This window comes from Gemmatimonadota bacterium (genome assembly GCA_016714015.1).
Lineage (GTDB): Bacteria > Gemmatimonadota > Gemmatimonadetes > Gemmatimonadales > Gemmatimonadaceae > Pseudogemmatithrix.
Map to the genome: position 1 here is coordinate 187,439 of JADJNZ010000008.1, position 14,888 is coordinate 202,326.

Annotated in this window: 11 protein-coding genes; 7 read left to right on the plus strand and 4 right to left on the minus strand. The window is 65.9% G+C overall.

From position 1 onward, the window contains the following. Positions 1-149 precede the first annotated feature (149 nt). From IPJ78_16780 to IPJ78_16805, 6 genes are all read left to right on the plus strand, one after another. Complete coding sequence (locus tag IPJ78_16780; GenBank protein MBK7908200.1) at positions 150-5,132, plus strand: RHS repeat protein; 4,983 nt, start codon at positions 150-152, stop codon at positions 5,130-5,132. Beyond that, the gene (locus tag IPJ78_16785) at positions 5,014-5,670 is read left to right on the plus strand and encodes an RHS repeat-associated core domain-containing protein (GenBank protein ID MBK7908201.1); all 657 of its coding nucleotides are present in this window, start codon (positions 5,014-5,016) and stop codon (positions 5,668-5,670) included. The genes IPJ78_16780 and IPJ78_16785 overlap by 119 nt, the downstream gene beginning before the upstream one ends. 453 nt (positions 5,671-6,123) lie before the next feature. Further along, positions 6,124-6,414, plus strand: coding sequence for a hypothetical protein (locus IPJ78_16790; GenBank protein ID MBK7908202.1), 291 nt, complete (start codon positions 6,124-6,126; stop codon positions 6,412-6,414). 915 nt (positions 6,415-7,329) lie between these two features. Further along, complete coding sequence (locus IPJ78_16795) at positions 7,330-7,785, plus strand: hypothetical protein (GenBank protein MBK7908203.1); 456 nt, start codon at positions 7,330-7,332, stop codon at positions 7,783-7,785. 32 nt (positions 7,786-7,817) lie between these two features. Continuing rightward, positions 7,818-8,024: a hypothetical protein gene (locus IPJ78_16800; GenBank protein MBK7908204.1), complete on the plus strand. Its 207-nt coding sequence runs from the start codon at positions 7,818-7,820 to the stop codon at positions 8,022-8,024. Positions 8,025-8,835: 811 nt separating this feature from the next. Next, positions 8,836-9,231 (plus strand): hypothetical protein, encoded by a 396-nt coding sequence (locus IPJ78_16805; GenBank protein ID MBK7908205.1) that lies wholly within the window; start codon positions 8,836-8,838, stop codon positions 9,229-9,231. A gap of 1,872 nt (positions 9,232-11,103) precedes the next feature. On the opposite strand, the gene IPJ78_16810 is transcribed toward IPJ78_16805, so the two are convergent. The 4 genes from IPJ78_16810 to IPJ78_16825 all read right to left on the minus strand — a co-directional run bounded on the left by IPJ78_16810 (position 11,104) and on the right by IPJ78_16825 (position 12,875). Then, complete coding sequence (locus IPJ78_16810; protein ID MBK7908206.1) at positions 11,104-11,226, minus strand: transposase; 123 nt, start codon at positions 11,224-11,226, stop codon at positions 11,104-11,106. 13 nt (positions 11,227-11,239) lie between these two features. Further along, on the minus strand, positions 11,240-11,782 hold the full coding sequence (locus tag IPJ78_16815) for a transposase (protein ID MBK7908207.1): 543 nt from the start codon (positions 11,780-11,782) through the stop codon (positions 11,240-11,242). A 488-nt stretch (positions 11,783-12,270) separates the two neighbouring features. Next, positions 12,271-12,570: a hypothetical protein gene (locus IPJ78_16820; GenBank protein MBK7908208.1), complete on the minus strand. Its 300-nt coding sequence runs from the start codon at positions 12,568-12,570 to the stop codon at positions 12,271-12,273. Further along, positions 12,570-12,875 carry a hypothetical protein gene (locus IPJ78_16825; GenBank protein ID MBK7908209.1) on the minus strand — a complete coding sequence of 102 codons (306 nt, stop codon included), beginning with the start codon at positions 12,873-12,875 and terminating at the stop codon, positions 12,570-12,572. Before IPJ78_16825 ends, IPJ78_16820 begins: the two co-directional genes overlap by 1 nt. Positions 12,876-13,786: 911 nt before the next feature. On the opposite strand from IPJ78_16825, the gene IPJ78_16830 reads away from it, so the two are divergent. Next, positions 13,787-14,125, plus strand: a complete 339-nt coding sequence (locus IPJ78_16830) for a hypothetical protein (protein ID MBK7908210.1) — start codon at positions 13,787-13,789, stop codon at positions 14,123-14,125. Positions 14,126-14,888 lie beyond the last annotated feature (763 nt).

Here is a 14,888-nt window from a genome sequence, read left to right on the forward strand (position 1 = left end):
CGTGCGCAGGTCAGGCTCTGGTCCCGGTTCTTGCATGGAGTCGCCGCGTTCACACGAGGCCCTGAACCCTCCTTACCGACTCCGTGAGGTCGTCCGAGATGCGAGCGATCCGAACTCTCCTGCACCGCGCACTGCCAGGTGTCGTCCTCATGCTGTTGGCGACTCGATTGGCAGCGCAGGGACCCGCGATCACGCTCATGTACCAGAACGGCGACGTCGTGCCGAACTGGACATCGTTCCGCGACTCCGATCAGCAGTCCTTCGTCGTTCGGGTCTGTAGCCCAGGATCGCTCACGTCACTCACCGGGAGCATCACGAACGCGAACGGCAGCTCGAGCCTCAGTCTCGGAGACGGCGCGTCCGTGACCTGTCCGGACGGTGGATCGGGATACTTCGCGGAGCTCTCGCTGGCTCCCGACCTCAACACGATCACGATCTCGGCGACGAACTCCTATTCGAACTCGACTTCCACGAGCTTCTTCGTCACCTACGTGCCCGCGTTCCGCGCCCGCGTGGTCGCGCCAGGCGACGGGGGATTGCGGGTGCCGCCCTCCACCACCGTCGTCCTCCCGTTCACCGTCACCAACTCCGGTACGAGTGCGACGACGTTCGGGGTCACGGTCTCGTGCAGCGGGGCCCTGTCCCAGTGCAAGCGTGTGGCGGGGAACCTGACGAGCTTCACGACCGGCACACTCGCTGCTGGCGCGTCCGAGGTGCACGACATCACGGTGACCGGTGGAGCGATGGCCGGGTCCGGCACGCTGAGTCTCGTCGCAGTGCCCACGGGACAGAGCGCCTATTCAGGGACCGGCTCGACGCCGATCGCGGTCACGGCGGCCCCGCCGCCGGCGCCAGTCGTGAGCCGGGGGCGGGACAGCGTCGCCGTCGCCCCCTCGACCAGCAGGACCGCGCACTTCACCCTGCGCAATCCGGATGAGTTCGCATCGCGCACGATCACGTTGACGGGCACCTGCGGCACCCTCACGAACTGCGCGGTGTCGCCGTCCACGGTCACCCTCGGCCCGACGCGCGACACTCTCGTCTCCGTCTCGTTCAGCGTGCCGGCGAGTCCGTCGACGCAGACCACGAAGGTGCTCCTGCGGGCCGCGGCATCGAGTCCCGCCGATTCCAGCAAGGACAGTTCGACCGTCGTGGTGGGGACCGTCCCGAGCGCCGTCGTCACCGTCAGCGTCGCCGACCAGAATCCGGGCACCTCCATCTCGCGTGACCAGTGCCTCTCCGTCGCGGCGGGCGCCGCCGCGGGCGTGGAGTGCGGTGCGCTTCGCGTGGCCCACGGGATTCCCGGCGTGCGCACGATGGGTGTGGATCGCGCCCCGACGTTGCTCTACCTGAGCGACCATGGCTATCCCTTCACGCGAGTAGCGGCGCGCGTCTCGGTGCGGAACCTCACGACGACTCCTGACAGCCTTCGCGCCACGCTCACCGTCTCGAGCGCCGGAGTGACGAAGAACATCGCGTGGCCGTGGGCGGCCGAGTGCGCGACCGCCGCCGGGTGTCGCGTGACCATCCCGCTGACCACGTGGGCGTACGGGTCGCTTCCCACCGGGGCGTACGACTACACGCTTGAGATCCGCGTCGGGAGCGGGTCGCCGCCGACGGGGACCGCCACGGGATCGTTCGCGGTCGTCGACAACCGTGCCTCCGCGTTCGGGCAAGGCTGGTGGCTCGAAGGGCACGAGCGCCTGGTCGCGATCGGCGACACCACGAAGATGCTGTGGATCGGGGGTGACGGAAGCACGCGAGTCTTCGTGAAGCAGTCCGCGACGCTCTGGACGGTCGTGGCGCAGGTCGCACGCCCGGAGCGGCTGGAGCGCTCCGGTGGATTCTGGTACCGGCGACTGCGGAACGGCGGGTCGGTCAAGTTCGACGCGCTCCTTCGGCACGTCGCGACGCGGAACCGTCAAGGCGATTCCACCCGTTTCGTCTACAACGCGACCTACGCGACGCAACTCGACTCGATCGTGCTGCCGCGGCCGAGCGGGGGCGCGCCCATCCGAGCGTTCACCATTGCCTACAGCGGGACGCCTCGCCTAGCCCGCAAGATCATCGGCCCGAGTCAGGTAACGGGCGGCGCCGCGCGCGTCGATTCGCTGGAGTATGATGCGGACAGCCACCTGACGCGCATCATCGATCCGGACCTCACCAGCGTACGCTTCCTCTACTACGCCTACTCGACGACGGGTCTCCTCGTCGGTCGTGTCAACCGGCTCAGCGACACGACGCTCTATACGTTCGACGGGTGGGCAGGCGTCGCGCAGGTGACCGTCAAGATGCGCACGGCCCCGGCCATCGTCTCGACCGTTTGTGCCGCGGAGTCGCGTTCGCTCGCGACCTGCTCCGGCGACGGAGGGGCGTACCGGCCGGTTCCGATCGCTCGCGCCGTGACTCGCCTCGACGGGCCCCGTTCGGACGTGTCGGATGTCACGCGGTTCCATGTCGGGCGATTCGGTGCTCCCGACACCCTCGTTGATGCGCTCGGGGCGCGCGTGCGACTGCGGCGCGACACGACGAGCTTCCCGGCCCTGGTGACGCAGGTGACCGACGGCGCGGGCCTCGTGACCCGGACGGCCTACAACTCGCGCGGGCTACCGACGACGACACGAGTCATGGCGCCGTACGGCGCGGCCGACTCCGCGATGACGACCTACACGTGGCACAGCACGTGGGACATGACGACCCAGACCCAGTCGCCGACCGGTGAGGTCGACTACGTGGGCATCGACTCCGCCACCGGCAACCGGCTCTGGCAGCGACGCGGCGCGCACGACTCGACGAAGGTGAGCTTTGCCTACGACGCCAACGGGCGGCTCACGACGGTCACGAGCACCGCGGCCGGCACGGTCGCGACGCTGACCTACGAATCCACGCTCGGGAACCTCTGGAAGAGCACCAGCGCGCTCGGGTTCGTGACGGAGATGAAGCAGAACTCGATCGGGGCGGATACGTCGGTCTGGACGCCGATCGATACGGTACTGATCGGCGGGCTGCGAGTGCGTGAGCGAGTGGTCCACGACCTGATGGGCCGTGTCGTGCGCGCCGAGACGATCGCGCCGGCCGTCGGCTGGTCGCTACTGCCAGTGGCCAGTCTCAGTGGCACTGCCTCAGCGCGCACGTCCGTCGTCAAGACCGAGTACGATGCTGAAGGCCGTGCGCTCTCGGTCGCGCGCTTCACCATGCCGGACTCGTCCTCCGGTGCGACCGCAAAGACGTGGGTCGTCTACGACGCCGCCGGCCGGGTGACCGGGAAGCACGAATGGCACACGTCGGGCGTCGACACGCTCACCTACGACCCGGCGGGGAACGTCGTGAGCACGACGAGCCGCCGCAATCTCACCGTGCGGACGGCGTATGACGCCCTGAACCGCGTGATCACGCGCACCACGCCCGCGGTGACCTACGCGCGGACCTGGTGCAGCGAGTGCAAGAATATGCCGGCGCTCAACTTCCCGGCGGAGTGGCCCTGGCAGAACGACACCGTCTACGTGCCGGATCACGGCACGCGGATCGCGCCTTACCTGAGCTCGCCGGACCTCATCATTCCCGCCGAGGTCACGGTCTTCGGGTACGACGCCGCTGGTCGGCTGGTACAGGCAGACAATCCCGACGTGCGGATCCGGCGTGGCTACTTCCCCAATGGCGCGCTCCGGGCGGACACGACCTGGATCCGCAACTATGACATCGGTGCGACGACGCCGTTCGAGGCGACCCGGCGGAGTGTCCTGTCCTACGCGTACGACCTCTCGGGACGCCGCACCTCGCGCACCGACCACCTGTCCGGCACGCAGCGTTACGCCTACGACGCGCTCGGCCAGCTCGCATCGACCACGGACCGGGCGGTGAGCGGGGGCGACTCCGTCGTCGTCACGTTCTCGTTCGACGCACTCGGCCGCCTGCGGACCCAGAGCGTGCCCTCGGCGAGCGTCACGGCCTCGTGGACCTACGACATCGAGGGACGGCCGACCATCCGGGCCGAGGAAGGGTTCAGCGACACCATCCAGTATGATCCACGCGGCAAACGCATCAGCGTGCGTGGTCGCACCGTGATGCTCGACGCCGGCCAGGCCGGCATGCGCCTCGCGTATGACGCGCTGGGGCAGGTCGTCGCCAGTGCGAACGATGACTCGGAGCGTCCGCTGGTGACCGACGAGATCCGCATGGACGCGCAGGGGAACCAGCTGGTGCGCCACGCCAACCGGAACTCGATCACCTCGAACACGGAGTCGCGCGACTCTTCGGCCTACATCGGCCACCGGCTCGTCCGCCGAGTCGGGGAGTTCATGCCCGATGGGCGCGTCATGCCGGAGATCCTCGCGCCGGCGATCCCGGTGACGGACTCACTCGGCATCGAGTACGACAACTCCGGGAACGTCGTGTACCAGATCCTGATCCGCCGCGCGGGGATGCTCGACGAGTATCCGCTCCCCGGCGGCGGTTCGGACACGGCGCTGATCACCGGCCGCGCACTCACGGGGCACTCCTGGACCTACAACTTCTTCGACGCGACGGAGCGCCTGCGTTACGCGCAGCGCACGACGATGCCGGTGAACGCGGAGAACCGCACGATCCTCGACGAGTACTGGTACGACGCCCTCGGCCGCCGCGTGGTGGTGCGGACGCGCGTCGACTCCCTCGAGCACTGTTGGGAGACGGAGACGTTCGATACGCCGGTGCACTGCCAGCAGCAGTACCTCCGGACCACCTGGGACGGAGATCAGATCCTCTTCGAGGACCGGATGGTCGGTGGCTGGCAGCAGACTGACGGCAACGTCGGCGAGTCGATCCCAACGAGTGAGTGGTACGGGACGGTCCGTTACACGCAGACCGGGGCGATCGATGCTCCGGTGCTGCTCTGGCGGAAGGCGGGGAGCGAGAACTTCCGGGCCCGGGTGCTGCACCGGAACTGGCGCGGGAACATCGCGGGTGCCACTTTTGGGCCAGGGGCCGGTGCGGGGACGGCGGATGCCTCGACGGTCTGGCCCGCGGCGGTGACGGATGTGGCTGGCACCCGATTCGCGCCAGTCTCCGCCGGCCGCGAACAAGTGGCTCGGCTCGCTGGTGACGGACGGGAAGGACGCGACCGGAACGTTGTATCGCCGGAATCGGTATTATGATCCGGTCAGTGGGCGATTCACGCAGGAAGACCCGATCGGGCTCGCGGGGGGGCTCAATCTGTACGGGTATGCGGGTGGAGATCCGGTCAACTTCTCGGATCCTCTCGGACTGTGCCCCGGAATCCCCAACACGAATCAGCTTGACCCGACCGATTGCCCACCGGGCTACTTCACGGTTCTGTTCACGGCGGCCGGCGGAGCGGGTGGCGGACTTGCCGGTGCCATCTCAGCCGGCGTGGCGTGTTCGCCGAGTGGACCCGCTGCCCTCGTTTGCGCGGTGGGTGGAGCCGCGGGAGGGGCAAAGGCAGGGGCCGCCGCTGGCGCGATCCTCGGCTCCGGTCTGGACGCGGGTCTCGCCTTCGCAAAGATGCTCGACCGGCTTGGCGGGGGTGAACTTGATGTCCCCGGGAACCCGTTCACGGGAGCGAATGCGCAGGGAGACGCCTTCAAGCATCTAGCGAAGTACCATGGTGTCAGCGAAACGCAAGCGAGTGATCGACTACACAAGATCAAGGAGGCGGCCGGACTGGGGAGCTGACGACGTGATCTTCGGACGAACCGGCGATGTACAATGCAAGCACCGGCGAGCACATTGGGAACCTCGCCACCAAGTACTGATCGGGCACTGTTTCCACGGGCAAGGGGGTACGCGTGAGCCACGACCACAGGCCGATCTACGTCATTCTCAGGTTCGACATCGGAATGTCGGACCTGTCAGCACCGTAGCAGTGACGAAGGTGTTCGACTCCGAGAGCTGCGTCTGCTGAGGCGGAGCGCCTCAGCACGGTGAACTCGTCTCGCAACGCGCGGTACGAGGTGCGAACGAGCCGACTCGTCGTGCTGTAGCACGTGGCGTGGGTGATCGCGACGATGCGGTTGTCGGCCCGTGGCGGGACGCCGCACCCGAGTCGCATGCGTACTTCGCTTGAGCTGATCCACCGAACGTCGGCAAGTTACTCTTCTCCCTCGTCGTCACACGCAGGAAGACCCGATCGGGGTCGCGGGCGGGCTGAATCTCTACGGGTATGGGGCTGGGGATCCGATCAACAACGCGGATCCGTTCGGCCTTTGCCCAATGGAGCTCACCGGCAGGCCGTGTGCGCGCCCCCTCGCGCTGTTTCTCCGGTTGCGTGAAGATCCGGGGAACGCCCGGGTGGGTGAGTATGGTCGGGTGCGGAACAACGGCACCAAGAACCACTGGGGTCTCGATTTCGCCGCCCTGCGAGGTCAGGCCGTGAAGGCGGTCGATCGAGGGCACCGTCTCTGCCGTCGGCACGTCTGAGACCTATGGCAACTATGTAGAGATCGCCCACAAGAACGCGGACGGGAAGGCCGTAAGCTGGTCCTTCTACGCGCACCTTGATGAGCCTTCAGGGCTCATCAAGGCAGGACGTCGCCGCCGGCCAACTGGTCGGTACGGTCGGCAACACTGGGAACGCGGAGAGTACGCCGATGCCTGCATTTCGAGATCCGCACCAGAGCATGCCCGACATCGGCAAGGACCGACGGGACCCCACGAGTGACGTCAAGCCGGACAATCGACCATAGCCGCTCCACAGACCGGGAGGCATCTCGTGCGCTCGCTCGTGCTTACACTCGCCTTTTCGTCGGCGTGTGCCCTCAGCTCGATCAACTCGTCGCACGCGGGTGGCGATGCGCCCCAATCCTTCCGCCTCGTGCGGGTTGGCGGAAGGACCTTGAGTCGCGCGCAGCCAATTCGCGCTCTTGTTCACTCAGGCCGTTCTGGGGCGCTTCACGCTCGATTCCGCCTCCTGGAGCAGCGTAGACAGTCTCTTCATCAACTGCGTCAGCTCAGACCGCTCGGCGGAGCTGCGTGGACGCGAGGAAGCGGCCACTACGTGCGCAAGGGGCGACACGCTCGATTTCTATTGTCTGACACCACCGAAGGCGTGCACGGTTACGTGTTCTCGGGCATCCTGCACCGTGGGAGCCTGCGTCTACTTGCGGCGGACGAGGAGCCGGGGACTATCTCTATCGCCGCGTCGATGTTCGATAAGTGTCAGCTCAGTAGTGTCAGTTCAGTTGGGAGCGGAAGGCGGACGGAACGGAGTTCGGCCACGTAGCCGAGTCTAATGGAGCGACGACGTCCCCGAGACTCGAGTATGGGCAGGCATTTTTTGCACGTCACCGTCGGACCCGCGAGAAGAGAGGGCGCGACTGCACGCAGGAAGACCCGATCGGGGTCGCGGGGGGACTGAACCTCTACGGGTACGCGGGTGGGGACCCGATCAACTTCGCGGATCCGGTTGGGCTCACGCCCTGTACGAAGGACGAGGTCGACGCAGGGCGCGAGACAGTGGCGAACAAAGGCGGTTTCATCTGCGTCGAGCGTCGCAATCGTCAGGCACAGGAGACGCTGGCTCAGTGTGCGGCGGATCAAATCGGAGTCAAGGACCTAGTTCTCCTCGGAGCGATACCGCTGGAGAAGAAGGCGTTGGGACTGACGAATATGGCGGGTGCGAGTCCGTTCACGAATGTGATTGGTTGCAGCGGACATGTCCTGTTCCCCAATGCGAGTTCGAGAGCCTCAAGGTGCTCGGCACGAGTCGCGCCTTCGGAATCGTCGGGCGAGCTGCCTCTCGCCGCGCCAGTTCTTCTCCTGTACGACGCGGCCAAGATCGCGACGTGCTGACCTCCAAGCCGAGAACCTAGGGAGAAGTGCTGATGAGCATCCATGACCTGGTTGTGAACAAGATTGCCGAACTGACGCGCTTCGTAGCGGAAGATGTTCGTATCGACCACAGGCTGCGAGACGACTCGAGGATGGATGAGGACGACTTCAGCTTTCTGTTCGTGCCGGGCCTGGAACGCGCGCTAGGCATGGCGCTTCCGCAGGACGACTGGCAGGAGTTCGCACGGTCGGTGAGGTGATTCGCATGATAGAGTTGAAGGTCGGAGTCCGGCGCCTTCACGTGATGAAGGCCGCACGCGACCGATTCCCATCAACTGATTAGCATCGATTGGGGTTGGCGCACTGCGATCTCGCGGCTCCGCCGTGCGGAGCGCCAAGTCGAGTCGCTTCCCAGGGGCTGCGATCGGCTTCATCGGAGCTTGGAGTCGTCCGCGCGGCGATTCCACGCAGGAAGACCCGATCGGGGTCGCGGGAGGGCTGAATCTCTACGGATACGGGGCTGGGGATCCGGTAAACAACAGCGATCCTTTCGGCCTGTGCCCGGAACCAGCATCATGCGCCGTCATTCTCGCAGCCGCCGCGGGGGGAGTCGCTTCGGGTGCCGCCGCCGCGGGCGTCGCGACGGTCGGTATCGGAGTCGTTGCGATCGGGGTTGGTGCGGCGAACGCCGCGATTGGAGTCACTTACAGCGTCTACCGCTCCATTTCGCAGGCGAGCGACTACGTGGGGATCACGAACAACGTCGCGAGGCGCGCATCTGAGCACCTCAAAGGTCCGCACAGGATAGAGATTGCACCACTCGTCAGCGGACTCACCAGGATGCAAGCACGCGGTGTTGAGCAGGTATTGATTGAGACCCTCGGCGAAGAAGGATGGCGGCGCTCTGGTGAATCGGCTCAACAGCGTCGAAAGAGACAACCCTGACTACGACAAGATGAAGGCCATGGGATTGGCCATACTGCGAGAAATCGGATATGCGCCCCGAACGCCATAACCGGGCTGGCTCTAGTCTCCCCCAGCCCGGCGACGTCATCGCGGTCCCGCTCTCGCGTGGAGTGGCGTTCTGCACGTACCTCGAAGCACGAGACCCTCGGCGATGCGATTCTGGTGCTGCCAGGCATCCACGAGTCGCATGACGTTGCGAAGGCGGTCGCCGCTGCTGCAGCCGGATTCGTCGCGTTCTATCCCGTTCGCGCCGCCTCTCGATCGGGGCTGGTCCGCGTCGTTGGATTTCATCCCGAGACGCTGCGTCCACTTTCCTCGATGGTGCGCTATGTCGGCAACACTTCGGAGGACGGTCAGGTGCTCACTTGGCTCATCACCGATGGCGCCTCGCTGCGCCAACCGCGTACCGTTCTTTCAGATGAGGAGAAGCAGCTGCCGATCGGTACCATCTGGAATCACCCGCTTCTTGTGGATCGGATCGAGAGCGACTGGAGACCTTGAGTAGGGTGGACGGCCGGCGTCGATGAACATGCGAGGTCGGCGCCTCGAAGTTCCTTGCATGCACGCAGGACGACCCGATCGGGGTGGCGGGAGGACTCAATCTCTACGGATACGCGGGCGGGGATCCGGTCAACGATAGCGATCCGTTCGGCCTCTGCAGCTTTGCCGGCGTCCCGCGGGGACTGGAAGCGGATATCCGGTTCGATCCAGCGATCCCGAGAGGAGTTGGCGGCTCGAGCCGTTCTCAGAGTTCTTTCCGCCGCTCACCGGGAGGCCATCGGACAGCTAACGGGAAATCTGGTCGGCGCTGCCACGACCGCGGTCGGACGTAGCGCTGCGGGTGGTACGCTGTACCGGTTCGGCAGGAACTCGGAGTCAGCGGCGACTTTGGCCGACGGGGCACGCCAGGCCGAATCCATGCCTGGGTTCGGGCACGGGGTCTCCGTCGTCGATTGGCAGTCGACGCGGCAAGGCGCGAGTTCGGCGTCGAGCGCCGAAGAAGCGGAGTTTCCCGTCTTACGCACCGGAAGCGGTGCAGGGCATCATACCGTGATCCTTCCGAAACCGGTCACGGAAGAAGTGGCGACCACGTTCAATCGACTGTTCGGCCGTACACACCGCGACGGATTTCGATGAGACTGTCGGTCCGGGCCCGCGAGGAGATCCCGTACCCCCTTCAAACGTTTGTTGGCCTTCGACGTGTACGACGGCCCGGTCGTCGGAATCGCGTTGCGCCCTTCGGCGGCGAAAGCATCGCTATTCGGGCTGCTGACGTGGGACGAGCGCGTACTGAACGCATCTTCTCCTCTCGCACCGATCAGCTATGAAGCGGCGAACCGCGAGATCCGGAGCATTTCGGGGATCGTCGCTCCGAACTGGCCCGAACGGTGGCTCCAGCGCACATAAGGCGAACAGGAGGCGATGTCGTTGCGGGCGCCGTGACCGACTCCGCGGGGCGGCGCACACCCCGACGCGCATTGGGGGAAGTCGCCCGACCTGTTGCCTCGATATCGGATTCGTTGCACGCTCGACAGCGAAAGCGGCGGGAGTTCGAAGTACTGAAGCGCCGACGCGGCGTTCGCAATTGGTGGTCCAGAGCGGTTCAGCGCAGGCGGCGTTCGTCAGGAATGTTCAGGCGAACGACCATTCGTGAGGCGGGAGCGACTTCCGGGTCGCTCTCACGCGAGGGGGCGCGAGTCGCAAGGGGTTCGACCGCGTTCTCGAGCGCGACCGCCCCATCGACTGGGGCCTGTGCGGATTTCTGTGTGGGGCCGGTGCGGTAATCAGGCGTGATCCGTGAAGCGACTGCCGGAGAAGCATGGCGAATTACGGCATAGCGACGCCAAGGCGTGATTCCCGCGCGCCGCCACTTCCGCGTGATGTTGCGGAGCGCAGTGAAACAGCTTGGTCGCGGCCTCATCAGTCGGAAAGTGGCCGCGCGTCTTCACGATCTTTCGGAGCTGCGTGTGCAAGCTCTCGATCGCGCTGTCGTGTAGAAGAGCTGCCGGATGGCCGGCGGGTACGCGAAGACCGGGGCAGCGTGCGGCCAGTGCCGGCGCCAGGCGCGACGATTGCCGGATGCTTGGTCCCCGCCGGACTCGCCGCGAAGGCCTCGAGGGCGGCGAGCGCCGCCCCCTCCGTGGGCGCGCGGTAGATCGTGCGGAGGGCCGCCGCCAGCGGAACGCTTCCGCTCCTTCAACTCACGAAGTTGAGGCTCTGCCGCACGGAGTGCACGACGCAGTGATGCACCTGCGCCTGCGGGAAGACCGTCGTAGTCGCGTCCGGGCCCAGTAAGGCCATCGACGAGGGCGATCAGGATGTCCTCGACCCCGCGGCTCTTGAGCTCTCTCAGTCATCACGCGGAGCCAGAAGCTAGCCCCCTCGGTTTGCTCGATCCAGAGGCCGAGCGTCCTTGTGCCCGTCGCGATCGACACCCAGTGCCAGATAGACGGCCTTGTTCCGGACCACGCCTTCGTCCCGGATCTTCACGCGCAACGCGCGTCAAAGATCACGACGGGGTAGACGCAGTCGAGCGGCCGCTGCTTCTTTCAAGGCGGTCCACCTCCTCCATCACTTCGGCGGTCACCGCACTGATCACGCTCGGCGCAGGACCTCGACCTGATAGAGCTGCTCCAAGTGCCTCCTGGATCTCGCGCACCGAGACGCCGCGCGCATAGGCGACAGCACGTTCCGCGTCCGAACTACGGCAGCCGCCGGACGCCGGTCGGCACGAGCTGCGCCGGAACGTGCCCTCGCGGTCGCGCGGGATCTCGAGCGGCGGCGCCCGGACTCGGTCAGCACCGTCTTCGGCGTCGCCCGTTCCGGTGATTCGCCTGCCCCGCCAGCTTCTCCTCCCCGGCGCGTACCCGAGATGCTCAGTCGCGCGCCCGCGAGAATCCGCTCGGCGATCCGCTTCTGCATGAACCGGAAGAGCGCTGACAGGTCCTCCGGCGTCGCCGTCTTCCCGATCAGCGCATCCATCGCCCGGGGGGTCGAACTCAGGGAACTCCTTCCAGTCTGGCCATCTCTCCCCTCTCTCCAGGGTGAGTATGGCCTCACACTAGAAGATCCCGTACAGGCCTCGACCCACGTTGCTCGCGCTTCCGCCGCGCGTCCACATCGCCTTCCGGCACGTCCATCGCCAGGACGTCCACGTCGCCCAGCCAAGGACGTCCACATCGCCTTCCAGCACGTCCACGTCGCCTTGGGGACGTCCACATCGCCTTCCCGGACGTCCACGTCGCCTTCCCCGGACATCCACGTCGCCTTCCGGACGTCCACGTCGCCTTCCGGACGTCCACGTCGCCTTCCCGGACGTCCACGTCGCCTTCCCGGACGTCCACGTCGCCCCTGGACGTCCACATCGCCTTCCAGCCCGTCATCGCCTTCCGGCCCGTCCACATCGCCTTCCGGCCCGTCCACATCGCGTTGCAGCAGTTCCACATCGCCTTCCACGATGTCCACGTCGTCTTCATCGACGTCCATTCGATCTTCAGAGATTCCATCGGATCTTCCACGGGATCGGCGACTTCGAGCAGGTCAGCCGCCCGGATCCCCCACGCTCGTTCGCCGTCGGCCCCTCACCCTCCTCGTACGGCTCCATGTGCACCACCACCCCCGTCGTCCCGGGCAGCTCGGCCTTGGCTTCGCCTTCACATGCCCGCCGATCGCGTGCGCCCGGTCCAGCGTCACCGCGCCGTCCGCCTGCACATGGATCTCGATGTAGTACCGCGGCCCCGTCTTCCGCACCACCGTCTTCTCGATCGCCGCCACGCCCGGCACCGTCGCCGCGATCCACCGCGCCTCCTGCACCACCGCGTCGCCGGGATGACGGTCCATCAACTCCCCACCGCCGGCCGCAACATCTTCACGCCGTTGTACGCGATCACCCCGCTCGCCAGCGGCGCCATGATCGTCCGCCGGTTCCACCCCGGCCCGCCGATCAGTACCGTCGCGATCCCCACCTGGGCCGCCGCCGGCTCCGGATCAGGCATCAGGCTAGTGGCAGCCCGCCACGGCACACGCACGCTCAGCACGCTCAGCACACTCAGCACGCTCAGCACGCTCAGCACGCTCGGCACGCTCGGCACTCGCGGCACGCTCGGCACACTCGGCACTCTCGGCACGATCGGCACGCTCGGCACGCTCGGCCCAACGTCCGCAGTCGCGGGATTGAACGCGCCTGAACCGCAGGGCCGAGACGGACGCTATCTTATGGGAAGACCAACTGCCCACCACGTGCGACACATATCTGCAGGTGAGTATTGCCGGGCGGGTTTGCGAATCCGTGGCTCGAACCCCGGCGATGGTGCGTCGAGGAGTGCTCAGTGCCCCCAGCCACGTACGCCACCGGAACCAGCCGCACGTGCGGACGACTCGTCAGGTCGGCACGGTCTCCACGCTGCCTCACGCACCACAGGCCGTACAGGGGGCACCCGGAGTCTGCGGGCGGGGATAGGAGGATACCTCCACGACTGATTCGTACCTCCACTATCTCACCGACCGCGGCTTCCCGTGAGGCTTCATCGAGCTACAACCGGACATCTCGAGACACCAACGTAGCTCGGAACCGGCCGCACGTCGGCGCTCGGACGTCGGCAGCCCGACAACGAGGCACATAGCAGTGTGACAATAATCAGGCGACGGAGCATACTAGACTCCTCTGGCGATGCAGCGGGCTTCAACTTTGCGGGTGCACACACCTCCCTCTCCCGACCGCTGCACCGACATCCCGCAGGCGACAGTGCGGGAATGGGGCGCCTGAGCATTCCCGGTCCGGTAGCCCACGATGGGGTCACCGGGGTTCATCCGGTAGCATCGATTCCGTCAACGAGGACAGGTTCGCTCCAAGTTCTACGCGGACCACCGTGCGACAGTCCTTCTTGAAGAGGAACAGCAGATCCCAAGCAGGATCCGCGGCTGCGCAACCGCTGCGCGTCAGGTCAAACGAGGGCGGCGCGCGTGGCGAAGCAACGTCCACGCAGTCGGGCCTTGGACGCGAGCGAGCGCTCGCTCAAGGTCCTTCGCGCGACCCCCATGCGTCCGAGCGAAGGAGATGACGGCGCGCGGCCCGGCCGGAGAGTGCCGCGAGCCACCGAAGAAAGTCGTCGACATGCGACTGCTGCCCGCCAGATCGCCGACTGAGTACCGCAAGCACCACGTCCAAGTCGGTATGGGGATGGCCACTGACAGCGTCGAGGCGGGGTACGGATCTGCAGACGATCGCCCGGTAGCGGGAATCCCGAGGCCGGCTGCCGCATCGGCGTGGCTGCTCGCGCATATTCACAGCGCCCGTCACGGCCGCGGAACTCTCCGCATCGTATCGGCTACCGACGCGCGGCTGATGGAAGATAGCTCCCCCGAGGAGCGCGGCCGCTTCCTGCAGATTGCTTAGCAGTCGGTCGTTCATATAGAGTACGCGCTCGCCATCGGCGGCACGCTTTGAATAGCGTGCGTGAAACCTCCGCAGTGCGCCAGATTTGTTGCCAACATCGCGGCAAAGAGTCGCGCTTTGGCAACTTGGAGAACGGACGCCGCCATCATCGGCACTCTGCGTCGCAGTACCATGATTACTCGGATTCAACCGGAATGCGCCGAAGCCTCTGCAACGAATCCAGCGCGCTCAGGTGCGACTGACAGAGCGCGCAGTCGGCGAGTGACGCGAAGGTCAGGGCACCGGAGACTCACGCGTGGGTGAGAAGTCCCCTTTCATCGGCACACACCACCGACTTTAGGTCAGGACGCATCCCTACTTGCACTCCGTGTTCTTGCGTGAGAGAAAGGCACACCCTTCTCGCTGTGCCCGATCGACGCAAGCATTCAGCGTCACCGAGAGCATACGAGAACCCACTCTCCACCCATGCAGTGAGAGCGTGCGCCTCGAGTACCTCAGTTGGCTCGCTCAGAATATGAAGGCCGATAGAGCCATGCTCCTGGCACTCCGGAACACGCTCGAGGCACTGAACTCCTGCTCCCGCGTCACTAGCGGACGCAGTGCGGTTTCGGTGGACCAGCACTCCTGAACGCGAATTGACGCGGGCAGCCGAGAGGCGAAACGTCGACGAAGTGTCATTCGCCGGAGTCTCGAGAAAGACTGACTCGAGGTCAGCCTTTAGGGTGAACAATCGCGCGTGGTACGTCCACTCTGACTGGAAGCG